Source organism: Oerskovia enterophila, from assembly GCF_001692445.1.
GTDB lineage: Bacteria > Actinomycetota > Actinomycetes > Actinomycetales > Cellulomonadaceae > Oerskovia > Oerskovia enterophila.
In genome coordinates this window covers 29,435-53,742 of the sequence record NZ_MAQA01000015.1, presented here as the reverse complement: position 1 = coordinate 53,742, position 24,308 = coordinate 29,435, and the positions used below count along the sequence as shown (strand labels likewise).

16 protein-coding genes and 1 tRNA gene are annotated in these 24,308 nt (G+C 71.6%); 9 read left to right on the top strand and 8 right to left on the bottom strand.

All coding sequences use genetic code 11. The features are described from left to right. Window positions 1-70 precede the first annotated feature (70 nt). The 3 genes from OERS_RS08070 to OERS_RS08060 form a co-directional block, all read right to left on the bottom strand. On the bottom strand, window positions 71-3,913 hold the full coding sequence (locus OERS_RS08070; RefSeq protein WP_068625388.1) for a multifunctional oxoglutarate decarboxylase/oxoglutarate dehydrogenase thiamine pyrophosphate-binding subunit/dihydrolipoyllysine-residue succinyltransferase subunit: 3,843 nt from the start codon (window positions 3,911-3,913) through the stop codon (window positions 71-73). 254 nt (window positions 3,914-4,167) lie between these two features. Further along, complete coding sequence (locus tag OERS_RS08065; protein ID WP_083201315.1) at window positions 4,168-5,334, bottom strand: sensor histidine kinase; 1,167 nt, start codon at window positions 5,332-5,334, stop codon at window positions 4,168-4,170. Beyond that, window positions 5,331-6,095, bottom strand: coding sequence for a response regulator transcription factor (locus OERS_RS08060; protein WP_225219744.1), 765 nt, complete (start codon window positions 6,093-6,095; stop codon window positions 5,331-5,333). Before OERS_RS08060 ends, OERS_RS08065 begins: the two co-directional genes overlap by 4 nt. Before the next feature lie 184 nt (window positions 6,096-6,279). On the opposite strand from OERS_RS08060, the gene OERS_RS08055 reads away from it, so the two are divergent. From OERS_RS08055 to OERS_RS08045, 3 genes are all read left to right on the top strand, one after another. Then, the gene (locus tag OERS_RS08055) at window positions 6,280-7,770 is read left to right on the top strand and encodes a hemolysin family protein (protein WP_211268451.1); all 1,491 of its coding nucleotides are present in this window, start codon (window positions 6,280-6,282) and stop codon (window positions 7,768-7,770) included. Next, window positions 7,767-8,855 (top strand): hemolysin family protein, encoded by a 1,089-nt coding sequence (locus OERS_RS08050; protein ID WP_068625387.1) that lies wholly within the window; start codon window positions 7,767-7,769, stop codon window positions 8,853-8,855. Before OERS_RS08055 ends, OERS_RS08050 begins: the two co-directional genes overlap by 4 nt. Before the next feature lie 204 nt (window positions 8,856-9,059). Beyond that, window positions 9,060-9,854 carry a M15 family metallopeptidase gene (locus OERS_RS08045; RefSeq protein ID WP_231907851.1) on the top strand — a complete coding sequence of 265 codons (795 nt, stop codon included), beginning with the start codon at window positions 9,060-9,062 and terminating at the stop codon, window positions 9,852-9,854. Window positions 9,855-9,985: 131 nt separating this feature from the next. Here OERS_RS08045 and OERS_RS08040 read toward each other — a convergent pair whose 3' ends face one another. Further along, window positions 9,986-11,686, bottom strand: coding sequence for a cation:proton antiporter (locus OERS_RS08040; protein ID WP_068625385.1), 1,701 nt, complete (start codon window positions 11,684-11,686; stop codon window positions 9,986-9,988). A gap of 205 nt (window positions 11,687-11,891) precedes the next feature. Here OERS_RS08040 and OERS_RS08035 point away from each other — a divergent pair, with 205 nt between their 5' ends. After that, the gene (locus OERS_RS08035) at window positions 11,892-12,536 is read left to right on the top strand and encodes a hypothetical protein (RefSeq protein ID WP_056646141.1); all 645 of its coding nucleotides are present in this window, start codon (window positions 11,892-11,894) and stop codon (window positions 12,534-12,536) included. 51 nt (window positions 12,537-12,587) lie between these two features. On the opposite strand, the gene OERS_RS08030 is transcribed toward OERS_RS08035, so the two are convergent. The 4 genes from OERS_RS08030 to OERS_RS08015 all read right to left on the bottom strand — a co-directional run bounded on the left by OERS_RS08030 (window position 12,588) and on the right by OERS_RS08015 (window position 16,742). After that, window positions 12,588-13,214: a CYTH domain-containing protein gene (locus OERS_RS08030; protein ID WP_068625384.1), complete on the bottom strand. Its 627-nt coding sequence runs from the start codon at window positions 13,212-13,214 to the stop codon at window positions 12,588-12,590. A gap of 22 nt (window positions 13,215-13,236) precedes the next feature. Next, window positions 13,237-14,400: a N(5)-(carboxyethyl)ornithine synthase gene (locus tag OERS_RS08025; protein WP_068625383.1), complete on the bottom strand. Its 1,164-nt coding sequence runs from the start codon at window positions 14,398-14,400 to the stop codon at window positions 13,237-13,239. A 193-nt stretch (window positions 14,401-14,593) separates the two neighbouring features. Further along, window positions 14,594-16,468 (bottom strand): DUF262 domain-containing protein, encoded by a 1,875-nt coding sequence (locus tag OERS_RS08020; RefSeq protein ID WP_068625382.1) that lies wholly within the window; start codon window positions 16,466-16,468, stop codon window positions 14,594-14,596. Window positions 16,469-16,669: 201 nt separating this feature from the next. Beyond that, window positions 16,670-16,742, bottom strand: a tRNA-Arg gene (locus OERS_RS08015). A gap of 186 nt (window positions 16,743-16,928) precedes the next feature. On the opposite strand from OERS_RS08015, the gene OERS_RS08010 reads away from it, so the two are divergent. The 5 genes from OERS_RS08010 to thrC all read left to right on the top strand — a co-directional run bounded on the left by OERS_RS08010 (window position 16,929) and on the right by thrC (window position 24,232). Continuing rightward, a complete protein-coding gene (locus OERS_RS08010; RefSeq protein ID WP_068625381.1) occupies window positions 16,929-18,215 on the top strand; it encodes an MFS transporter in 1,287 nt (428 codons plus the stop codon). Window positions 18,216-18,379: 164 nt separating this feature from the next. Continuing rightward, window positions 18,380-20,074 carry an arginine--tRNA ligase gene (argS, locus tag OERS_RS08005; protein WP_056646150.1) on the top strand — a complete coding sequence of 565 codons (1,695 nt, stop codon included), beginning with the start codon at window positions 18,380-18,382 and terminating at the stop codon, window positions 20,072-20,074. Further along, window positions 20,071-21,528, top strand: coding sequence for a diaminopimelate decarboxylase (gene lysA / locus OERS_RS08000; protein WP_083201312.1), 1,458 nt, complete (start codon window positions 20,071-20,073; stop codon window positions 21,526-21,528). Before argS ends, lysA begins: the two co-directional genes overlap by 4 nt. Window positions 21,529-21,770: 242 nt before the next feature. Then, window positions 21,771-23,129 carry a homoserine dehydrogenase gene (locus OERS_RS07995; RefSeq protein WP_068625380.1) on the top strand — a complete coding sequence of 453 codons (1,359 nt, stop codon included), beginning with the start codon at window positions 21,771-21,773 and terminating at the stop codon, window positions 23,127-23,129. After that, complete coding sequence (thrC, locus tag OERS_RS07990) at window positions 23,129-24,232, top strand: threonine synthase (RefSeq protein WP_056646156.1); 1,104 nt, start codon at window positions 23,129-23,131, stop codon at window positions 24,230-24,232. Before OERS_RS07995 ends, thrC begins: the two co-directional genes overlap by 1 nt. Window positions 24,233-24,308 lie beyond the last annotated feature (76 nt).

Here is a 24,308-nt window from a genome sequence, read left to right as displayed (position 1 = left end):
ACCACGACGAAGGCCGCCTCCCCGGACGGGAGGCGGCCTTCGTCGTGCAGCGCTCAGCGAGAGCGTCCGGTCAGCGGGCGAAGGCCTGCTCGAGGAGGACGGCCTGCTGGGCCTGGTGCTTCTTGGCGGTACCCGCAGCGGTCGAGGCCGAGGCGGGACGCGAGACGACGCGCACGCGCGGCATGTCCTCGGGCAGGTTCACGTGGATGAACGACCACGCACCCTGGTTCTCCGGCTCGTCCTGGACCCACACGACGTCGGCTCCCGCGTACTTGGAGAGCTCCGTGCGGATGCCGTCCACGTCGAGCGGGTAGAGCTGCTCGAGGCGCACGATCGCGGTCTTGTCGTCGCCGCGCTTGGTCCGCTCGGCGAGCAGGTCGTAGTAGACCCGACCCGTGCAGAGCAGGACCCGGTCCACGTTCGCCGGGTCCACCGAGGCGTCCCCGATCACGGGCTCGAACGTGCCCGTCGTGAAGTCCTCGACCGCCGAGGCAGCGGCCTTGAGGCGCAGCAGCTGCTTGGGCGTGAAGACCACGAGCGGGCGGCGCGGGCGGGCGTACGCCTGCTGCCGCAGCAGGTGGAAGTACGACGCCGGCGTCGACGGCTGGGCGACCGTGAGGTTGTTCTCGGCGCACAGCTGGAGGAAGCGCTCGATACGGGCCGACGAGTGGTCGGGTCCCTGTCCCTCGTAGCCGTGCGGCAGGAGCATGACGACCGAGGAGTTCTGGCCCCACTTCTGCTCGGCCGAGGAGATGAACTCGTCGATGACGGTCTGGGCGCCGTTGACGAAGTCGCCGAACTGCGCCTCCCACAGGACCAGGGCGTCGGGGCGCTCGACCGAGTACCCGTACTCGAAGCCCAGGGCCGCGTACTCGCTCAGCGAGGAGTCGTAGACCCAGAACTTCGCCTGGTCCGCCGACAGGTACAGCAGCGGGGTCCACTCGGCGCCGGTCTCGCGGTCGTGCAGCACCGCGTGACGCTGCACGAACGTGCCGCGTCGCGAGTCCTGCCCGGCCAGGCGCACCGGGGTGCCCTCGACCAGGAGCGAGCCGAACGCGAGCAGCTCGCCGTAGCCCCAGTCGATGCCGCCGTTCGCGGACATCTGGTGACGCTTCTCGAGCAGCTGCGCGAGCTTGGGGTGGACCGTGAAGCCCTCGGGCGGTGCCACGTGCACCTGGCCGACCCGCTCGATGACCGACTGGTCGATCGCGGTCTTCCAACCGACCATCGTGCCGGCGTCCTCGCGCTGGGACTCGGGACGCTCGAGGCCCGCGACGGGCTCCGAGGACGGCGACGGGGTGAAGCCGCCCTCCTTGGTCTCGGTGAACACGCGCTCGAGCTGGGCCTGGTAGTCCTGCAGGACGTGCTCGGCCTCCTCGAGCGTGATGTCTCCGCGGGCGACGAGGTTCTCGGTGTAGAGCTTGCGGACCGAGCGCTTGGCCTCGATGAGGTTGTACATGAGCGGCTGGGTCATCGAGGGGTCGTCGCCCTCGTTGTGACCACGGCGGCGGTAGCAGATCATGTCGATGATCACGTCGCGGTCGAACTGCTCGCGGAACGCGAAGGCGAGCTCGGCGACGCGCACGCACGCCTCGGGGTCGTCACCGTTCACGTGGAAGATCGGGACCTGGTAGCCCTTGGCGACGTCCGTCGAGTACAGCGTGGAGCGCGACGAGGACGGGCCCGTGGTGAAGCCGACCTGGTTGTTGATGATCACGTGGATGGTGCCGCCGGTGCGGTAGCCGCGCAGCTGGGCGAGGTTCAGGACCTCGGGGACCACGCCCTGGCCCGCGAAGGCCGCGTCGCCGTGGATGAGGATCGGCAGCACCGAGAAGCCGTCGCCGCCCAGGTCGATGCGGTCCTGCTTGGCTCGCACGATGCCCTCGAGCACGGGGTCCACGGCCTCGAGGTGCGAAGGGTTCGCCGCGAGGTAGACGCGCGTCTGCGCACCCGACTCGGCGGAGAACGTTCCCTCGGTGCCGAGGTGGTACTTGACGTCGCCCGATCCCTGGACGCTCTTGGGGTCCTGGTTGCCCTCGAACTCCGCGAAGATCTGCGCGTAGCTCTTGCCGGCGATGTTCGCCAGGACGTTGAGGCGACCACGGTGGGCCATGCCGATGCAGACCTCGTCGAGGCCCCCGTCGGCCGCCTTGGAGAGGACGGCGTCGAGCAGCGGGATGACGGACTCGCCGCCCTCGAGCGAGAAGCGCTTCTGCCCGACGAACTTGGTCTGGAGGAACGTCTCGAACGCCTCGGCCGAGTTCAGGCGGCGCAGGATGCGCAGCTGGTCCTCGCGCGGCGTGCGGGCGTAGCCCGACTCGAGGCGCTCCTGGAGCCAGCGACGCTGGGCGCGGTCGGCCAGGTGCATGTACTCGATGCCGATCGAGCGGCAGTACGAGTCGCGCAGCAGGCCGAGGATGTCGCGCAGCGTGGACTTCGTCTTGCCGCCGAAACCGCCGGTCGGGAAGGTGCGGTCCAGGTCCCACAGCGTGAGGTCGTGCGTCTGCACGTCCAGGTCGGGGTGCTTGCGCTGACGGTAGGCGAGCGGGTCCGTGTCGGCCATGAGGTGGCCGCGCGAGCGGAACGAGTGGATGAGCTCGGCGATCTTGGCGGGCTTGGCCGCCTCGATCTCGGCGTCCGTCGTGTTGTCGCGGGTCCAGCGGACCGGCTCGTAGGGGATCCGCAGGGCGGCGAAGACGCGGTCGTAGAAGCCGTCCTCACCGATCAGCTTGGTCCCGAGGATGCGCAGGAACTCGCCGGACTGCGCACCCTGGATGATGCGGTGGTCGTAGGTCGAGGTGATCGTCAGGACCTTCGAGACGCCGAGACGGGCGAGCTGCTCGACCGAGGCGCCCGCGAACTCCGCGGGGTAGTCCATGGCGCCGACACCGATGATGGTGCCCTGTCCCTGCATGAGGCGGGGGACCGAGTGCACGGTCCCGATCCCGCCCGGGTTGGTCAGCGAGATCGTGGTGCCCGCGAAGTCGTCGACCGTGAGCTTGTTGCCACGGGCCCGGCGCACGAGGTCCTCGTAGGCGGCCCAGAACTGCGCGAAGTCCATCTGCTCGGCGCTCTTGACGCTCGGCACGAGGAGCTGGCGGGTGCCGTCGGGCTTGGCGAGGTCGATCGCGAGACCGAAGTTGACGTGCGCGGGGTTCTTGACCGCCGGCTTGCCGTCGATCTGGGTGTAGCTCGCGTTCATCGCGGGCATCTCGGTGAGCGCCTCGACGAGCGCGAACCCGATGAGGTGCGTGAACGAGATCTTGCCGCCGCGCCCACGGGCGAGGTGGTTGTTGATGACGATGCGGTTGTCGACCATGAGCTTGGCCGGGACGGCGCGCACCGAGGTCGCCGTGGGCACCTCGAGGCTGGCCTCCATGTTGACCACGACGCGCGCGGCCGGGCCGCGGAGCTTCTGCACGTCGTCGCCGGTCTCCGGCGAGTCCGAGCGGGACGGCGCGGTCGCGACCGCTGCGTACGGCGCGGTCGCGGGCTGTGCCGTCGCGACCGGTCGGGTGGCCTTGATCGCGGCGATCGCCGCGTTGACGGTCGGGTCCGCGGGGACGACGGGCGACCTGCGTCGCTGCGCCGACTCGCCGGCGGCCGAGCCGTCGGTCGCGGGGGTGGGGAGCGCTGCGGCGACCGGCGGCTCTGCCGGGGCCTTCGCGGGGATCTGGACCGCGGGGGCAGGGCCGGCGGCGGGGGCGGACGCACCGTTCACGGGAGCGGGGCTCCCGTTCGCCTCGGCAGACTTCTCCCCGGGACGGTAGTCCGCGAAGAAGTCCCACCACGCGGGGTCGACCGCGTTCTTGTCCTGGAGGTATTGCTCGTACAGCTCGTCGACAAGCCATTCGTTGGCGCCGAACACAGAACTAGCTGCGCTGATCGACTCTGACTCAGCCTTCGGGGACACGCGAGGATCGCCCACTTTCACCACTGATCGTCACTGGATATCGGGTACCTAGTCCGGAACCGGACCCGTCAAGCGTAGGCCCTCGGTAGCGGTGCGGGGCGCCCCGGGACGCCAGTCGGCGCAAGGTGTGCGGTCGTTCTTCACCGGATGTCTACCTGAGGCAAACGGGGGGCAACGACGACCTGTTCACCGGCCAAAGACGAGGTCGGTTAGGCCATCCCCGGGTATGCGCGGCCGCAAGTGTGACGAAGGTCTCACGCGCTGGCGTCGGGTCGTCCGTCTTCCCCGGTGTCGCGCCTGGGGTCCCAGGGCTCGCCCAGGGCGGTGCCCAGGATCTCCGGCAGGTCGTCCGGCAGGCCCGTGGTGTGCGGGTGGGGCTGGGCGGGGAACGTCAGGCGCATGGTCGCCCCCTGCAGCGAGTCGGCGACCTCGATCCGCCCGCCGTGCAGGTCGACGGCCCAGCGGACGATGGCGAGGCCGATCCCGGTGCCGCCCGTCGAGGAGTGCCCGTGCGAGGGTGCGTTGCCGCGCGCGAAGCGCTCGAAGATCCGCTCACGGTCCTTCTTCGCGATGCCCGGCCCCTGGTCGATGACCTCGATGACGACCTCGTCGTCCACGGGGTAGGCCTCGAGCCGGATCTCGCCGTTCTGCGGGGAGTGCCGGATCGCGTTCTGGAGGAGGTTGGTGATGATCTGGCGCAGGCGCTCCGGGTCGGCCGGGAGCGTCAGGTCCTCGGGCGTCACGTCGATCACGTACTGGAGGTGCTTGCCGGCCTCGACCATGGAGACCGCGTCGGCGTTCTCCTCGAGGAAGTCGCCGAGCGGGACGTCCTGGATGTTGAGCGCCGCGGCGCCGGCCTCGATCCGCGACAGGTCGAGCAGGTACGTCACGAGGCGGGTCAGGCGCTCGGTCTGCGCGAGGGCCATCTCCATGGTCGCGGGGTTCGCCTCGCTCACACCGTCGACCACGTTCTCGAGCTGGGCCTGCAGCGCCGCGATGGGGGTGCGCAGCTCGTGCGACACGTTGGCGATGAGCTCGCGCCGCATCTGGTCGGACGAGGCGAGGTCCTCGGCCATGATGTTGAACGCGACCGCGAGCTGGCCCACCTCGTCTCGGCTCGTGGCCCGCACGCGGCGCGTGTAGTCGCCGTCGGCCATCGAGCGCGCGGCGGCCGTCATCTCCCGCAGGGGCGAGGTCATGCCGCGCGCCAGGATCTGGGTGAGCAGGAGCGAGAGCACGATCGCGAGGGGGAAGGTCCGCGTCGGCCCGAGCTTGTTCTGCTGGCCGAGCCACGTGATGAGGACGGCGAGCGTGACGGTCGCGAAGACCAGCACGCCGAGCTTGATCTTGAGCGACCGGAAGGAGTCGAGGGGCCGGACGTCCGGGAGGTGGGGGCGCAGCGTCCGGGGTCCGGAGGTCACGCGACCGGGGGCTCGAACGCGTAGCCGACGCCGTGGACGGTGCGGATCAGGTCCGGGCCGAGCTTGCGGCGCAGCGCCTTGATGTGGGAGTCGACCGTGCGGGTCCCGCTCGCGTCGGCCCAGTCCCAGACCTCGGCGAGGAGGCGCTCGCGCGTCAGGACGGTCTTGGGGGAGCTGGCGAGCATGACGAGCAGCTCGAACTCGGTGGGGGTCAGGTGGACCTCCTCGCCGGCGCGGTGCACGCGTCGCTGGGCGCGGTCGATCACGACGTCGCCCACGACCATGGGCGGGTCCGTGGGGGTCGACGTCGCAGCCTGGGCCGCGCGGTCCACGCGCCGCAGGAGCGCCTTGACCCGCGCGACCAGCTCGCGCATCGAGAAGGGCTTGGTCATGTAGTCGTCGGCCCCCACGCCGAGCCCGATCAGCATGTCGGTCTCGTCGTCGCGCGCCGTGAGCATGAGGATCGGCACGGGCTGCTCGGCCTGGATGCGGCGCGTGACCTCGAGCCCGTCGATGCCGGGGAGCATGACGTCGAGCACGATCACGTCGGGGCGCAGCCGGGTCGCGGCCTCGACCCCCGAGAGCCCGTCGCGCGCCACCTCGACGCGCCATCCCTCGGCGCTCAGCCGCTGGGCGATCGCGGTGGCGATCGCCGGCTCGTCCTCGACGACGAGGATGTTCGCGGCCTGCTGCGCGGGCGTACCCGCAGGTCCGGCCCCGCTCGTCGCGCCGCTGCCGGTGGGGAATGCGCTGGCTGTCATGGCACCAGCGTGGCACAAACCGGCCTGCGATGGTCGGAGGTCGGGGCGAAACCGGGGGATGTCGGGCGCCCGTCCGCCTCGCGACGGCCGGCGCCGGGTGGAGTTTCCGGATGGACGGCGGCCCGACGGCGGATAACATCGTTGCCACGATGAAGAGCAAACCCCGATATCCGTGGAGCACCCCGTGGTAGGCGACTGGTTGATGGTCGCGCTGGGGGTGCTCCTGACCGCAGGGACCGCCGTCTTCGTGGCGAGCGAGTTCGCCCTCGTCACCCTGGACCCCGCCGTGCTGTCCAGGACGGGCGACCGTGACGGGGAGCGCGACGGCGAGGGGGCCACGGCCGCCGAGCAGCGCAGCGGCCGTCGTGACCGCAGCGTCCGGGCAGGCCTCAAGCACCTGTCGACCGAGCTGTCCTCGGCACAGGTGGGCATCACCATCACCACGATCCTGCTCGGCTACACGGCCCAGCCCGCGCTGGCGAACCTGATCGGCGACGCGCTGGGGAGCACGGCGCTCGGCGCCGGTGCGGCCACGGTCCTCGCCGTGGTCCTCGCGCTGGTCGTCGTCAACCTGTTCTCGATGCTGTTCGGCGAGCTCATCCCCAAGAACTTCGCGCTCTCGCTCCCGTACCAGACCGCGCGGCAGGTCGTGCCGATCCAGCGCCAGTTCACCAAGCTCTTCCGGCCCGTGATCTCGGTGCTCAACGGGTCGGCCAACGCGATCCTGCGGCGCATGGGCGTCGAGCCGCGCGAGGAGCTCTCGGGCGCACGCTCGGCCTCCGAGCTCGCGGCGCTCGTCAAGCGTTCCGCCCAGGAGGGCACCCTGAACACCTCGGTCGCCACGCTCCTGACCAACTCGATCGAGCTCGACGAGCTCAGCGCGGTGGACGTCATGACGGACCGCATGCGCATGGTGGTGCTGCGTCGCGAGGACACGGCCGAGGACGTCGTGGCCCTGGCCCGGACCTCGGGGCACTCGCGCTTCCCGGTGATCGGCGAGGACAGGGACGACGTCGTCGGGCTGGTGCACCTGCGTCGCGCGATCGGTGTGCCGCACGAGCGGCGCTCCGAGGTCCCCGCGGCCGCGCTCATGGTCGACGCCCCGCGCGTCCCGGAGACCGTCGCGCTGGGGCCGCTGCTGGTCGAGCTGCGCGGCTTCGGCCTGCAGATGGCCGTGGTCGTCGACGAGTACGGCGGCACCTCGGGCGTCGTGACGCTCGAGGACGTCGTCGAGGAGCTCGTCGGCGACGTCGCGGACGAGCACGACCCGCGGCGGGCCGGGGTGGCCCGCAGCGCGGACGGCTCGTGGATCGTGCCGGGCGTCCTGCGGCCCGACGAGCTCGTCGAGTCGACGGGCCTCGAGGTCCCCGAGGACGGTGCGTACGAGACGCTCGGCGGGCTCGTCATGGCAGACCTCGGCCGGGTGCCCGTCGCGGGCGACGAGGTCCGTGCGGGTGACGTGGTGCTGCGGGTCGAGGCCATGGAGGGGCGTCGTGTCGAGCGCCTGCGGGTCCGGCTCGAGTCGCCCGACGGCGACCGCCCGGACATCGTCCCCGACCAGGGCATCGAGGGCGAGAGGCCGGGCACGACGCGCTGGCCCGCCCCCGAGCGCCCGCCGGGTGCGCGCCCGCGCTCGGGCGACCAGGGCTCCGAGCCTGCCGGAGGTGCACGATGAGCACGACTCCCGCACTGATCCTCGGCATCGTCCTCCTGGCGGCCAACGCGTTCTTCGTCGGCGCGGAGTTCGCCATCCTCTCGGCCCGTCGCAGCTCGATCGAGCCGCTCGCGGCGCAGGGCAACCGGCGCGCGCAGACGGTCCTGTGGGCCATGGAGCACGTCTCGCTCATGCTCGCGTGCGCCCAGCTGGGCGTCACGGTCTGCTCGGTGGGCCTGGGCGTGGTCGCGGAGCCCGCGGTCGCGCACCTGCTCGAGGTGCCGTTGCACGCGCTCGGCGTGAGCCAGGCGTTCGTCCACCCGATCGCGTTCGTGGTCGCGCTCGCGATCGTCGTCTACCTGCACGTGGTGCTGGGCGAGATGGTCCCCAAGAACCTCGCGGTCGCGGGACCGGAGAAGGCCGTCATGTGGTTCGGCCCGCCGCTCGTGGTCCTGGGGCGCATCCTCAGGCCGATCATCGTCGCGCTCAACTGGCTCGCGAACCACGTGGTCCGCTGGGCGGGCGTCGAGCCCAAGGACGAGGTCGCGTCGGTGTTCACGGCCGAGGAGGTCCAGTCGATCGTCGAGCACTCGCAGGCCGAGGGCCTGCTGCGCGACGAGCAGGGGCTGCTCTCGGGGGCCATCGAGTTCTCGGAGCGCACGGCCGCCGAGGTCATGGTCCCGGTCGACCGGCTCGTGACCGTGGTCGAGGGGTGCACGCCCGACGAGATCGAGCGCCTGGTCGCGAAGACCGGCTTCAGCCGTTTCCCGGTGGCCGACGCGCGGGGCGAGCTGGTCGGGTACCTGCACCTCAAGGACGTGCTCTACGCGAGCGGCCAGGACCGGTTCCGGCCGGTCCCGTCCTGGCGCGTGCGCGCGCTCGCGACGGCCGAGCCGGGGGACGAGATCGAGGACGCGCTGCGCGCCATGCAGCAGTCGGGGGCTCACCTGGCCCGCGTGGACGCGGTCCCGGGTACCTCGGGCGCGGTGCCCGACGACGGGGCGCCCGTGGGTGCGCAGGGCGCCGTGGGAGTCGTCTTCCTCGAGGACATCCTCGAGGAGCTCGTGGGCGAGGTGCGGGACGCGATGCAGCGCCGAGTGCACTGAGGCGGCGCTGCGCGGGGCCCTGAACTGGGGACTTGGTTTCCTCGTCACCCACCGTTATTGTTTCGTTGCTTCGTTCGCACGGTTCCTCCTGCAACGGGAGGGTCGTCCGGTCTGCGAGGCTGGGCGCGGTCCACGCGCTCGTCGGTCCTGGTCGTCCAGGGGCTGCCTGCGGGCGGCCCGGCGGCCGCTCGGAGTGGAGGCTTGGTGGAGTCGTCGTCCTCGACCTCCGACTCACGCCGCGCCCGACGCGAGGCGGAGACCGGGCACAAGGGCCGTCGTCGGGCCGAGATCCCCTCCCACCAGCGCTGGGCACCCCGCATGGCCGTCCTCGGGACCCTGGCGGTCGCGACCATCGCCATGCCGCTCTCCGCGGGCGCGCAGGACGGTCCTGTCTCTCCCTACGCCCCGGACGGCAAGCCCGTCGGGCCCACGGCGCTGGACCTGGTGAGCGCGCCCGTCGCGGCCGAGCCCACGTCCGAGTACGTGGCGTCGGCGCCCAAGATCGAGGGCCGGGCCCAGGCCGCGAGCCGTTCGGTCGAGCGTGCACCGCTCCCGAACTGCGACCCGAGCATCGAGGTCACGAGCAGCAACGGCAAGCTCACGGGGCACGAGCTGTGCGACCTGTGGCAGGCGGGCGAGTCGCTGCGTCCGGACGCCGCGGTCGCGCTGTCCGCGATGAACGAGTCGTTCCGCGCGACGTTCGGCCGGGACATCTGCCTCGTGTCGAGCTACCGGACCCTGGCCTCCCAGGTCTCTCTCAAGGGCACGCGGGGCGGCTTCGCGGCCAAGCCGGGCACGTCGTTCCACGGCTGGGGCCTCGCGATCGACCTGTGCTCGACCGAGACGGGCAACCGGGAGGTCTACTCCTGGATCAACAAGAACGGCGAGCTGTACGGCTGGGCCAACCCGTCGTGGGCCAAGCGCGGCGGCGGCGGGGCGTACGAGCCGTGGCACTTCGAGTTCACCGAGGGCGTCATCGCGCTCGGCGGCCTCACCTGAGCGGTCTCGTTCCAGCGGTCTTGCCCGGCTGTGCCTGCGCCGACCGTGCTCGCGTCGGCCCGCGCCGACCGTGCCGACCACGCCGGCCCGCGCCGACCGTGCCGACCACGCCGGCCCGCGCGAGGGAGCCGTCAGATGCGGTTGACCCACGACTCGGCCAGCGCCTCGGCCTCGATGTCCAGCTCGCGCAGGATCCTGCGCATCACTGTCTCGTTGAGGCGACCCGCGTCGCGCTCGTCGACGAGCACCTGGCGTTGAGCCCGGTTCATGTCGGCGCGCAGCGCGCGGAGCCGGCGCAGGTCGTCCGACCGGTCCCCGAGGCGGGCCATCGGATAGGCCCTGCCGCCCGTGGGGCGCGCCCGGGACGGGGCCTGCTCGGCCGGTTCCTCGGCCTCGGACTCGGGTGAGAGCAGTCGGGCCGCGGCCTGGGCGCGCCCCACGATCGCGGCCGACATGGCCGCGCGCGTCGCCTCGGCCTTCTCCTCGCCGATCAGGGGAGCCCACTCCTTCGTGGCGCGCGAGATGGTCTCGGCCTGCGCCTCGGCCATGAGACGGCGGACGCGTGCCTCCTCGGCCGCGTCGCTCGCGGCCTCGTCCTCCCCGCCGACCCCGAGACGTCGGATGACCCAGGGCAGCGTCGCGCCCTGCAGCAGGAGCGTGCCGATCGCGACCGTGAAGGCCGCGAGCTGGATCGTGGCGCGGCCGGGGAACTCGGCGCCGCCGAGCGTCGCGGGGATGGCGGCCGCCGCCGCGAGCGTCACGACGCCGCGCATCCCGGCCGACGAGACCACGAGCGACTCGCGCCAACCGAGCTCGTCGGCCCGGGAGCGTTTGGACCCCGGCAGGTGCACGCGGTCGAGCCAGGACGTGGCGAACACGTACACGGGACGGATCGCCATGGTGACCGCGAGGGCTGCGAGGGACACCCAGACGGCCGTGCGGAGCCCTTCGTCGGACGTCACGACGGTCTGGACCACGAACTTGAGCTGGAGCCCGATGAGCGCGAACGTGATGGCCTCGAGCAGCAGGTCGAGGCTGTCCCACAGGGGTTCCTCGACGAGCCGTGTCTCGTAGCCGGCCGTCGGCGCGGTGTGCCCCAGGTAGAGGCCCGCAGCCACGACCGCGAGCACGCCCGACCCGCTGAGCTCCTCGGCGATCCAGTAGGCCGCGAAGGGGAGGATGATCCCCGCGACGCTCGTCAGGAGCGGGTCGGCGAGCCGTAGCCGGGCAGCGTGCATGCCGATGCCCATGACGAGCCCGATCCCGACGCCGACCACGACCGCGAGCGCGAAGACCCCGATCCCCTCGGTCCAGACCCAGGCGCCCGTGGCGACCCCGGCGAGCGCGACCTTGTAGAGCGTGAGCGAGGTCGCGTCGTTGATGAGGCTCTCTCCGCCCAGGAGCGTCATGACGCGGCGGGGCAGGCCGAGGCGGCGCCCGACCGCGGCTGCCGAGACCGCGTCGGGCGGGGCGACCACGGCGCCCAGGACGAGCGCCGCGGCGAACGGGAGGTCGGGGAGCAGGATCGTCGCGACCCAGGCCACGGCGAGCGCCGTGACGACCACGAGCCCGACGCCCAGGCGCACGATCGCGTTGAGCGACGTGCGGAAGTCCTGGTAGGAGCTCCCGGTGGCCGCAGAGAAGAGCAGCGGCGGCAGGATGACGCCGAGCAGCACCTCGGGGGCCAGCTCGACGTGCGGGACCGCGGGTATGAGCGAGACGCCGAGCCCGACCACGACGAGCAGGAGGGGAGCTGGCAGGTCCCAGTGCCGCGCCACGGCCGTGACGGCCAGGGCGCCGGTGATGACCAGGAGTACGACGGCCTCGTCCATGCCCTGCATTCTCCGCCCGGGTCGGCAGTGAGGCGCGGGGGACGGCCCGACGGCGTGTTCCCCGCCGGGCGCCCGCCGCACCTTGGTGTCAACCACCTCTTGACAAGGGCATCGTGTCAAGCCAGGGTTGACACATGGCGAACCAGTGGCGGGCAGAAGAAGTGACCGGTGCTCCGGCGTCGGGCATCGACGAGGGTCGCGAGCCGTGAGCGGCGCACCCGCCTGGGGCAGCCTCGAACCCCGCGACCCGCGGTCGCTCGACGACCTGCTCGCCGAGGCCGTGGCAGCCGCCGACCCCGGGATCGGCGACCGCATCGCGACCCAGCCCGCCGCGCACCTCGAGCTCGTGGCCCTCACGGCGCGCGCCCACCTCGCGACCGAGGAGCTGCTCGCGACGGCCGTGTCGTCGGCCCGCTCCGCAGGGCACAGCTGGGAGGCCGTGGGGACGGCCCTCGGCATCACACGGCAGGCGGCCCAGCAGCGGTTCGGGCGACCCGCCGGGCCCGGCGACGGGGCTCCGGGCCTCGTGGACGACCTGATCGCGGGCGCCGTCCCGGGCGACACCCGGACCCTCGCCCCTGTCACGGCCCTGACCGAGATGGCCGCGCTCGAGGTCTACGGGCGTCACGGGTGGCGCTCGATCGGGTTCGGCGCGGCGTTCCACACGATCGAGCGGACCACCCAGCAGTGGGAGCACAAGCGCGTCTACGTCTTGGGGGCGAGCAGGTTCGGGCTCGAGGCCGAGGGGTGGGAGCGGATCGGGACGTGGTTCCCGTGGGTCTACTACGCGCGTGGCCTGGGGACCACGCCCGTCGGGCAGCGCGGACCGGTCGAGGACGACCTGTCCTGAGCAGGCCCGGGCCGTGCACGAGCCGCGCGCGGCCCGGTCGACGCCGCCCGGCTACTCCCCGGGCAGGCGCGCGTTGTGCCCGAAGTCCTGGCGGAAGCGCGGCCCGGACACCGCGAGCTCGGCCGCGAACGAGGCTGCCCACCCCGAGTACGGGGTGTGCGAGAGGTAGTCGTTGGAGAACCGGCGGTCGTCGGTGATCTCGGTGAGGCAGAACGACGGGATCTGCAGGTCGACGACCGGCCCCGAGCGCTCGCACTCCGCGATGACCAGGGGGTGGTTGGCGCCCCCGAACACGTCGATGACCCAGCCGTCCGCGCCCAACCACGCGGAGTAGCGCGTCTTGACGATGCGACCGCCACCGCGCCGGATCATCTCGATCCCCACGTTGACGTCGATCTCGCGCTCGGCCTCGTACCGCGTGCCGCCGTTCGTGGGGCCCTTGACCGTGAGGGCGCAGAAGTCGAACGTGTGCTCTTCCAGGACGTGCAGAGGAGACGTGCTCGCGGCGAGCGTCGCGTCGGTCGCGCTCGCCTGGACCCGCAGGCGGATCGCGAAGCCGTCCTGCGCCAGGAAGTAGCTCTGCACGATCAGGGCCGGTGCGTCGAGCAGGTCGACCGGGACGTCCTTCAGGAGGAAGCGACGCTCGAACTCGAAGTCTCCGTTACCACCGTCGGTCATGGGACATACCGTACGCGCTCGCTCACGCGGGGTCCGTGACCGGCAGGTGCGGGTGCGCGGCTTCGCGGTGCTGGAACTCGAGCACCGCGGGGTTGAGCACGACCCCGTCGCGGATCTCGATCGCGCGGCGGACCGTCTCGTTCTCGTCCCAGCCCGCGGGGCCTGCCATGACGGCCGGGAGGAACGGCAGCACGGCCGAGCTGATCTCCCAGGTCGCCGAGTTCCACAGGTAGGACGGGCTGTGGTCCACGGCGTAGTAGTTGATGCTCTCGCCGACCGTGACCAGGGGCTCGGCGAAGGTCGTGGAGCGGGCCCAGTCGAACGCCATGCCGTCGTCGCACGAGACGTCGACGATCAGGCTGCCGGGCCGGAAGGCGCCCAGGTCCGAGGTGCGCAGGTACAGCAGGGGCGCGTTGGGGTCCTGGAGCGTGCAGTTGACGACGATGTCGCTCTCCGCGAGGAACGGCGCGAGCGGGAGACGGCCCTCGTCGGTGATGACCTCGCTGAGGTACGGCTCGTCGTCGTGGTCGAACTGGACGATCTGCGCCGAGTGGATGGGCGCCGCGACCGCTGCGACCCGGCGGTTGGTCAGCACGCGGACGTCGTGGATGCCGTGCGCGTTGAGGGCCGTCACGGCCCCGCGCGCCGTGGCGCCGAACCCGATCACGACCGCGGTCAGGCGTCGGCCGTAGTCGCCCGTCGAGCCGCACAGCTCGAGCGCGTGCAGCACCGAGCAGTAGCCGGCCATCTCGTTGTTCTTGTGGAAGACGTGCAGGCCGAACCCGCCGTCGGCCGCCCAGTGGTGCATGGCCTCGAACGCGACGAGCGTGAGCCTCTTGTCGATCGCGAGCTGCGTCAGCTCGCGGTCTTGGACGCAGTGCGGCCAGCCCCACAGCGTCTGCCCGGGGCGCAGGTCGCGCAGGTCCTCGTGCTGCGGCTTGGGCAGCAGGACCACGTCGGCGGCCTCGATGACCTCGGCGCGCGTGCCCAGCGCTCGCACCCAGGGCGCGATCTGCTCGTCGCTCACCCCGAAGCGCTCGCCGTAGCCGCGCTCGACGACGATCCGGGCCCGCAGCTCGGGCGCGATCCGTTCGAGGTGGTCCGGGTGGAGGGGGAGCCGGCGCTCGTCGGGCTTCCGTGACGCTCCGAGGAGGCCCAGGATGGAGTCGTTCGATGCTGTTGTCACGCTTGTCCCGTCAACGAGACCACGGTGGCCCAGTAGTGCGGACGCTACACCGGTGCAGAGGGCGCGGGGACCACCCGGGTCCAGGGCTCGGCGGCTCCCGGGCACGACGAAGCCCCCGGACCCGAGGGTCCAGGGGCTTGGTCTGCGGTGCCCTCGATAGGACTCGAACCTACGACCTTCTGCTCACGCCGTGCTAGGTGAGTCGCGGGTCCTCAGCGGGCATGGGCCGGGGCCATCTGATCAAGGCCACTCGCGCCAGCCACAGGCCGCGCAGCGCGATGCGTGTCTCATCCCACTGCGAGGACCACTCCTCGGGCGTAAAGCTGTTGATCCCCGCAGGCAAGCTGAGAATGGAAGCCGTCGTCAGGCGCACGAGCGAGTGGGACTGAAGAGCTCGACGTTTGAGGAGCCAGGCGCTATGTCGCATTTCTGAGTTGAGCGGTCCTGTCGCGAGAGTGAGGTTTCCCAATTGGTTGACGTGGATGTCGCGCTTGGCTGCAGCGACCTCTGGATCCATATCGATCTCGGTGGGAAGCGGCCAGTGTGTGCGCCATGCCTGAGGTAGGACGTGTTCGATTGTCAGATTAGACTTGGCCTTCTGGGGTGCCCCGGGCTCGGCCCGTGACGTGGCCAATGCTGTATCGATTCCTGTGAGGAGCGCGCGGAGCCGAGCGCGAGAGACCTTGTTGTACAGATCGTCCTTCATGAGTGCTTCGACGAACTCGCCATCGGTCGGCCATGAGCGCGAGTCGGCAGTCTGATGAGCCAGCTCGTCGACGACGACTTGGCCGGCCCTGCGAGGGTCCGCAGTCTTGAGCGCGCGGAGAACTGCTCCGAACAGCCGGTTGTAGTCCTTGGGTGTGAGGCGGCAGATCGCACGTCGCATCAGAAATGAATCGAGCGCTTCCGTGCCCAACACCGCTTGTTCGTCGGGTACTCCCTCCGTGGCGAAAAGAGAGAGCACGATTGGCCATGGAGTCGTCGTGTTGGTCGCTTCGAGCCGATCGATGACTTGACGAACCGAGTCGGTCATAGGGCGAGCAAGCAACTCATCCATGGTGTCCGCCCAGCGGCGGAGATCCGTGATCACTTCAGCGGCACGTGGCTGCGGGCTACCAGTCAGCCACACCTTGAATTCGGCATACAGGTGTTCCACAGAAACGAGCTCGCCTCGCCGGGAACTTAGCCAGTAAGCGAGGAGGGTGTCGACTCGCGCGCGAGCAATTCGCCCGGTAGTGACTTTCTCGCGCCAGTTCCTCGCATCGAGTGGCTTCCATGAAGATTCATGGAGGTCCTGCTCTAGTCGCCCTTCGCCCTGCAGTGTTAGGCGCTGGAACAAGAGGTTCTTGACGAGGTCAGCCGCATCCAGAGGGACGCCCTTGTAGTTCAACGCCTCGAAGATTACCTGTGGATCATCGCGAGAGTCGAGGAAGACGCTGACGACCTTGATGCGTTCGGTCACGACGAAATGCAATAGGTCGAGGCGGTCTGTCGGCAGTTCCGCCTCCAGGGCCCAGGCACGCACCGTCTCGTCGAACCACTGAGCCGCTTGCACGAGCAGGTGGTGGGGCGATGGGGGAGTCCTGACGTCGCCGGGCCCGCGCACGGCCCATTCGAACGCGGCGCGATCCGTCGGCAAGGGGACGAGCTTGAACCGGTCTTGCGGGTACTCGGTATCGTCAGCGACCTTGTTGCGTACGAGGCTCTCGAACGCGCTCGCAGCGCTCGTTGCCCCCAGTTCGGCGGCGACGCGGAAGGCGGAAGCGAGGAAGACCTGCAGCGTCGTCAGTCGTTGCTGCCCGTCGATGACTTGTCTTGTGGGGACTCTGCGCGGGACGGGTGAGCGTGCCTGCGTGACCAGCGCACCGAGGAAGTGCTCGCGAGGTTGTTCGTCGTACTCGCCCCCCAGGCCTTCCGCTTCGACCAGGCTGACTGCCTGCGCAAGGTCGTCCCACAACGGGATCCAGTTCGCCTCTTCTTTCCAGACGTACGGCCTCTGAAAGATCGGGATCTTGTACCGGACTTTTCCGTCGAACACCGAACCGAGCTTCTCGTCGCCAGCCTTCACTTTTGCTCCTGCCGTCCTCACACCCGCTGCGGGCTGTCAGGCGCGAGACTATCGGCATCCGACTGCGCGTTGCGTCCCGCGGTAGTCGTGCCCGGCACCCCTGGATCGTCGTGGGTGCGGGGACCACCCGGGTCCAGGGCTCGGCGGCTCCCGGGCACGACGAAGCCCCCGGACCCGAGGGTCCAGGGGCTTGGTCTGCGGTGCCCTCGATAGGACTCGAACCTACGACCTTCTGCTCCGGAGGCAGACGCTCTATCCACTGAGCTACGAGGGCAGCATGCGTTCGCTCTGACGAGCATCCGGCACGGTGCACGAGACTACCAGCCTCCGGCGGGTTCGTGCTCCCACCTGCCCGGATCCGCACGTTCTGCCCGCCCGTCGGGGCGGGGTGACCGGACTCACCACCCCAGGAGCCCCCTTGGGACGGATGCCCGGGGCGACCGGTGCGTACCCTCCTTGAGTGGATCGCCAGGACTCGAGCTCGACCCCCGACAGCACCCTCCGGCCGTGGAGAGGGCGGTTCGTCGTCCTCGCCGGGATCGTCCTGGCCGCGTTCAACCTGCGGATCGCGGTCGCCGCGGTCTCCCCGATCCTCGACGTCGTCCGGGTCGACATCGACCTGAGCGACCAGCTCGCGGGGCTGCTCGGCACGGTCCCCGTGATCGCGTTCGCGGTCTTCGGCTCGCTCGTGCCTGCCCTCTCCCGCCGGTTCGGTCTGGAGCCCACGCTCGTCGCGGCGCTCCTGATCAGCGCGGTCGGCGAGGTCCTGCGGTCTGTCTCGACCTCGGCCCCCGGCTTCCTGGTGTGGACCGCTGTGGCGCTCGCGGGCATGGGCATGGGCAACGTGCTGCTCCCGCCGCTCGTCAAGAGGTACTTCCCCGACCGGATCGGCGCGGTGACCGCGGCCTACACCGTGACGCTCTCGCTGAGCACCGCGATCCCGCCACTCCTGGTGGTCGGCATGGCGTCGTCGCTGGGCTGGCGCCCGGCGCTGGGCGGGTGGGCGCTCGTGGGGCTGCTCGCGGCCGTGCCGTGGACCGTCGTGATCGTGCGCTCGGCGCGTGCCCGGGCCGAGCTCGCGTCGGTGCTCGAGCACTCGCCCGAGCACACCGTGGGCCTCGACGGGCGTCACCGCCACGAGGGTCGCGCCTGGCGCAGCCCGCTCGCATGGGGCATCGCGGTCATGTTCGGGCTCAACTCGCTCAACACCTACGTGATGTTCGCGTGGTTGCCGCACGTCCTGATCGACTCGGGCATGTCCGAGCCGGTCGCGGCGAGCGCGCTCGCGCTCTACGCCTTCGTCGGCATGCCCATGTCGATCGTCACGCCGCTGCTTGCGGCCCGGATGCGCAACCCGTACCTGCTGGTCGTGCTCTTCGTCGCGATGCTCGCGGTCGGCTACGCCGGGCTCATGGGCGCCCAGGCCGGCCCCGCCACCTGGGTGTGGGTCGTCCTCGCGGGGCTCGGGGCCTCGACGTTCCCCCTGGGCCTCGCGCTCATCAACCTGCGGAGCCGTACCTCGGCAGGGGCCGTGGCGCTGTCGGGGTTCGTGCAGGGCGTGGGCTATCTCGTCGCGGGGGCAGGGCCGCTGACCGCGGGCATCCTCTACGGGCGCAGCGGCACCTGGACCAGCACCTTCGTCTTCCTGTTCGGCACGCTCGTCGTGATCCTGCTCGCCGCGGTCGCGGGGTGCCGGCCGTCCATGATCGAGGACTCGTGGGGACGCAGGGCCCGCCCGGGGGAGTGACGCCCGGGGAGGCCGACGGTGCGAGGCGAGCGACGCCGTCGGGCCGGTGGGGCAGACCCGCCGGGCGACGCGCGGCGCGACGTCGCAGCACGCACCGGTGGCCGCCCGTCCGCCCGCCGCGGACGGCGACGCAAAGCCCTGGCGTCCCTCGCTAGAATCGTCGGGTGACCCCCAACGAGCTCTCCGAAGCGCTGAGCGCTGCCCTGGCCTCCGCCGTCGCCGACGGCACCCTCGCCCTGCCTGCCGACGCGGTCCCCGCGTCGGTCCACGTCGAGCGACCCCGCCAGCGCGAGCACGGCGACTGGGCCACGAACGTCGCCCTGCAGCTCGCGAAGAAGGCCGGCGTCGCCCCGCGCGTCCTGGCCGAGGACCTCGCGCAGCGCCTCGCCGCGCACCCGGGCATCAAGTCCGTGGACATCGCGGGGCCGGGCTTCCTGAACATCACGCTCGACGCGGCGGCCGCGGGCGAGCTCGCCCGCACGATCCTCGCCCAGGGCGCGACCTACGGGAACAACGACTCGGAGGCAGGCACGCGCATCAACCTCGAGTTCGTCTCGGCCAACCCCACGGGCCCCATCCACATCGGCGGCGTGCGCTGGGCCGCGGTCGGCGACTCGCTGGCCCGCGTGCTCCAGGCCTCGGGCGCCGTGGTCGAGCGCGAGTACTACTTCAACGACCACGGCGCGCAGATCGACCGCTTCGCGCGCTCGCTGCTCGCGCGCGCCAAGGGTCAGGACGCCCCGGAGGACGGCTACGGCGGCCAGTACATCTCGGACATCGCGGAGGCCGTCATCGCCGACGCGATCGCCGCGGGCGACCCGGACCCGCGCACGCTGCCCGACGACGAGGCCCAGGAGGTCTTCCGTGCGCGCGGCGTCGAGCGCATGTTCGACGAGATCCGTGCCGCGCTGCACGACTTCGGCGTCGACTTCGACGTCTACTTCCACGAGGACTCGCTGCACGAGTCCGGCGCGGTCGAGCGCGCGGTCCAGCGCCTGCGCGAGGGCGGCCACGTGTTCGAGGCCGACGGCGCGACGTGGCTGCGCACGACCGACTTCGGTGACGACAAGGACCGCGTCATCATCAAGTCGGACGGCGAGGCCGCGTACATCGCGGGCGACATCGCGTACTACCTCGACAAGCGCGAGCGCGGGTTCGACGACGTCATCATCATGCTCGGCGCGGACCACCACGGGTACGTGAGCCGCATGATGGCCGTGTGCGCGGCGTTCGGCGACGAGCCGGGCAAGAACCTGCAGATCCTCATCGGACAGATGGTCAACCTGGTCAAGGACGGCCAGCCGGTCCGCATGTCCAAGCGCGCCGGGACGGTCGTGACGCTCGAGGACCTGGTCGACGCCGTGGGCGTGGACGCCGCGCGCTACTCGCTCGCGCGCTCCTCGACCGACTCGAGCATCGACCTGGACCTCGACCTGCTGTCCAAGGCGACCAACGAGAACCCCGTCTTCTACGTGCAGTACGCGCACGCCCGCACCGCGAACGTCGCGCGCAACGCCGAGGCGCACGGTGTCTCGCGGTTCCGTGAGGACGGGAGCGAGGCGTTCGACCCGTCGCTCCTGACGCACGAGACCGAGTCGATCCTGCTCGGTGCGCTCACCGAGTTCCCCCGCGTCGTGGGCCAGGCGGCCGAGCTGCGCGAGCCGCACCGCGTCGCGCGCTACCTCGAGGCGCTCGCGGGCGACTACCACTCCTGGTACCACGAGTGCCGCGTGACGCCGCTGGGCGACGAGGAGGTCACGGACGTGCACCGCACGCGCCTGTGGCTCAACGACGCGACGCGTCAGGTCCTCGCCAACGGCCTCGGCCTGCTGGGCGTGTCCGCGCCGGAGCGCATGTGAGCGCGTCGGCAGGCCCGACGACGCCGCCCGCCTTCTCGCCGACCGGCACCTACGTGCCGGGCGAGCCGTGGTCGAGCGGCGTGCGCCGCGGGCCCGACGGCGCGCTCACGGTCGCGGGGGTCGACGTGCGTGAGCTCGCGGTCGCCCAGGGCACCCCGGCCTACGTGCTCGACGAGGCCGACCTGCGCGAGCGCGCCCGCTCGTACCGTCGCGCGTTCGAGGCGGCGTTCGCCGAGGTCGGCGCGGGCGTCGACGTGTACTACGCGGGCAAGGCGTTCCTGTCGGTCGCCGTGGCCCGCTGGGTCCACGCCGAGGGCCTGCGGGTCGACACCGCGACGGGCGGCGAGCTCGCGGTCGCGCTGCGCGCGGGCGTGCCCGGCGAGCACATCGGCCTGCACGGCAACAACAAGTCCGACGCGGAGATCGCGCGAGCGCTCGACGCGGGCGTGGGCCGGATCATCGTCGACTCGCTCGTCGAGGTCGAGCGCGTGGCCGCAGCCTCGCGCGCACGCGGCGGGGCTCCGGCCCCGGTCATGATCCGCGTGACCACGGGTGTGCACGCGGGCGGTCACGAGTACATCTCGACCGCGCACGAGGACCAGAAGTTCGGGCTCTCCCTCGCGACCGGTGGCCACGTCGCGACGGGGACGGGCGCGCAGACCGAGGACAGCCCGGCCATGACCGCGCTCCTCGCGGTGCTCGCGCACCCCGAGCTCGAGCTCCTGGGCATCCACTCCCACATCGGCTCGCAGATCCTCGACCCCTCGGGCTTCGAGGTCGCCGCGCGCAAGGTCCTCGAGCTGCGGGCCGCGCTCGCGCAGCGCACGGGCTTCCTCGTCCCCGAGGTGGACCTGGGCGGCGGGTACGGCATCGCCTACCTGCCGGGAGAGGTCGCGCTCGACCCCGACCGCATCGCGAAGGACGTCGCTGCCTCGGTCGCGGCCTCGTCGGCGGACCTCGGCACGCCCCTGCCACGCTTCTCGATCGAGCCGGGCCGGGCGATCGTCGGGCCCGCGGGCCTGACGCTCTACACGGTCGGCACGGTCAAGCCCGTGCGCGTCGGCGGGCCGGACGGCGAGGCTGGGAGCACGATCGTGCGGACCTACGTCTCGATCGACGGCGGCATGAGCGACAACATCCGTCCCGCCCTGTACGGCGCGGACTACCACGCCGAGCTCGCGAACCGGCTCTCGGACGCCGAGCCGGTGCTCGCGCGCGTGGTCGGCAAGCACTGCGAGAGCGGTGACATCGTGGTCCACGACGTGCTCCTGCCGGGAGACGTCCGGGCGGGCGACCTGCTGGCCGTCGCGGCGACGGGAGCCTACGGGCGCTCGATGGCCTCGAACTACAACCACGTGCCCCGACCCCCGGTCGTGGCCGTGGCCGACGGCGGGACCAGGGTCCTGGTCCGTCGTGAGACCGAGGACGACCTGCTCGCGCTCGACCAGGGCTAGCGGGCCGGGCGCGCGGCTCTCGCCGGAGCCCGCACCTGGCACCCGTATCCTGAGACGGGCGCCCAGGATCCGGGCAGCAGAGCGAGGATCGACATGCTCAGGATCGACCGGTCGGGGAGCGACGCACGGCGTCGCGACCCGTCGGGACCGAGCGGCCACCTCCGACGCGACCGCGTCCGGCAGGGGGCCGAGAACGACGGCACCGCTGACCGTGCGGGCCGGGGTGATGGAGGAGGAGCTTCGTGGGAGCCAGCCAGCAGGAGCAAGGTCCGCTGCGCGTCGCGCTGCTCGGGTGCGGCGTCGTGGGGTCCGAGGTGGCCAGGCTGCTGACGCAGCAGAGCGCGGACCTGGCCTCGCGCGTCGGGGCGCCGCTCGAGCTCGTGGGGATCGCGGTGCGCGACGCGTCCGCGCCGCGCCCGCTCGCCGCGTCGGTCGACCGCTCGCTCCTCACGGAGGACGCCGAGGGGCTCGTCGCGCGCGCCGACATCGTCATCGAGGTCATGGGGGGGATCGAGCCGGCCCGCACGCTGCTGCTGCGCGCGATCGAGTCGGGCGCCGCGGTGGTGACCGCGAACAAGGCGCTCCTGGCCGAGGACGGCCCCACGCTCTACAAGGCTGCGGACACCGCGGGCGTCGACATCTACTTCGAGGCTGCGGTCGCGGGCGCGATCCCGATCGTCCGACCGGTGCGCGAGTCGCTCGCGGGCGACAGCGTGCGCCGCATCCTGGGCATCGTCAACGGCACCACGAACTACGTCCTGGACCAGATGGCCAGCACGGGCATGTCGTTCGACGACGCGGTCAAGCAGGCCCAGGACCTCGGCTACGCCGAGGCCGACCCCACGGCCGACGTCGAGGGCTTCGACGCCGCGGCCAAGGCCGCGATCCTCGCGAGCCTCGCGTTCCACACGCGGGTCTCGCTCGAGGACGTCGCCCGCGAGGGCATCACGCGCATCACGGCCGACGACGTCGCGTGGGCCGCTCAGACCGGTCACGTCATCAAGCTGCTCGCGATCGCGGAGTCCGTCACGGGCGACGACGGCGCGCACGGCGTCTCGGTGCGCGTGCACCCCGCGCTCGTGCCGCTCACGCACCCGCTCGCCGGGGTCCGGGGAGCCTTCAACGCGGTCTTCGTCGAGGCGGACGCAGCGGGCGAGCTCATGTTCTACGGCCGTGGCGCGGGCGGTGCCCCCACGGCCTCGGCCGTGCTGGGCGACGTCGTGTCGGCGGCCCGCCACCGGGTCCTGGGCGGCAAGGGCCCCGAGGAGTCCACCTACGCGGCCCTGCCGATCCTGCCGGCCAGCACCGCGGTCACGCGCTACCAGGTCCGCCTCGCGGTCGACGACCGTCCCGGCGTCCTGGCCCAGGTGGCTCAGGTCCTGGCCTCGAAGGGTGTCTCGATCGAGGCCGTCCGCCAGCCGTCGGAGCCCTCCGTGCCCGGAGCAGACGGTGCGGAGGACGACGGGTCGACCGGCGTCGCCCACCTGGTCATCACGACCCACGCCGCTGCGGAGGCCGCGCTCGCCGCGACGGTCGACGCGATCGCGGTGCTCGAACCCGTCCAAGAGATCACGTCCGTCCTGAGAGTCGAGGGAGCCTGATGGCCCACCAGTGGCGAGGCATCATCGCCGAGTACGCCGACCGCCTGCCCGCCCACGTCCAGGAGCGCATCGTGACGCTCGGCGAGGGTGGCACGCCCCTCGTCGAGGCGCCCGCGCTCTCGGCCCGGACCGGGGCCCAGGTCTTCCTCAAGGTCGAGGGCATGAACCCGACCGCCTCGTTCAAGGACCGCGGCATGACCGCGGCGATCTCCTCGGCCGCGGGCCGCGGGGCGAAGGCCGTGGTGTGCGCGTCGACGGGCAACACGTCGGCGTCGGCCGCCGCGTACGCGACCAAGGCCGGCATGGTCTGCGCCGTCCTGGTCCCGGACGGCAAGATCGCGATGGGCAAGCTGAGCCAGGCGATCGCGCACGGCGCCAAGCTGCTCCAGGTCGACGGCAACTTCGACGACTGCCTGGTCGCGGCGCGCAAGCTCGCCGAGGCGTACCCGGTCGAGCTCGTCAACTCCGTGAACCCCGACCGCATCGAGGGCCAGAAGACCGGCGCGTTCGAGATCGTCGACGCGCTGGGCGACGCCCCGGACATCCACGCGCTGCCCGTGGGCAACGCGGGCAACATCACGGCGTACTGGAAGGGCTTCCGTGAGTACGCGGGCCTGGGCGACCCGGACGCGCCGGGGGCGCACCTGCCTGCGGTCAGCACCAGGACCCCCATCATGTGGGGCTTCCAGGCTGCCGGCGCGGCCCCGATCGTCGCGGGCCACCCCATCACGCACCCCGAGACCATCGCGACCGCGATCCGGATCGGGAACCCCGCGTCGTGGGCCCAGGCGGAGGCTGCTCGCGACGAGTCGGGCGGCGTCATCGAGGCCGTGACCGACGAGCAGATCCTCGCCGCGCACCGCATCCTGTCGGCCGAGGCCGGCGTGTTCGTCGAGCCCGGCTCTGCGGCGGGCGTCGCGGGCATCCTCTCGCGGGCCGAGCGTGGCCTCGTCCCGGCCGGTGCGCGCATCGTCGTGACGGTCACGGGCCACGGCCTCAAGGACCCGCAGTGGGCCCTCAAGACGCTCGACGGTGCCGACGTCACCCCCATCCGGGTCAGCGCCGACGTCGTCTCGATCGCCGACGCGCTCCAGCTCGGCTGAGCACACCTCGCACGTCCTGCCCGCCCCTGCCGCTCGCCCCGGCTGCACGCCGGGGCGGGCAGCGGACGGGCATCTC

Coding starts and splice junctions, on each gene's coding strand:
- OERS_RS08060 (WP_225219744.1), bottom strand. CDS start 6,095: ATGACAGCCAGCGCATTCCCCACCGGCAGCGGCGCGACGAGCGGGGCC.
- OERS_RS08050 (WP_068625387.1), top strand. CDS start 7,767: ATGAGCACGACTCCCGCACTGATCCTCGGCATCGTCCTCCTGGCGGCC.
- OERS_RS08040 (WP_068625385.1), bottom strand. CDS start 11,686: ATGGACGAGGCCGTCGTACTCCTGGTCATCACCGGCGCCCTGGCCGTC.
- OERS_RS08030 (WP_068625384.1), bottom strand. CDS start 13,214: ATGACCGACGGTGGTAACGGAGACTTCGAGTTCGAGCGTCGCTTCCTC.
- thrC (WP_056646156.1), top strand. CDS start 23,129: ATGGCCCACCAGTGGCGAGGCATCATCGCCGAGTACGCCGACCGCCTG.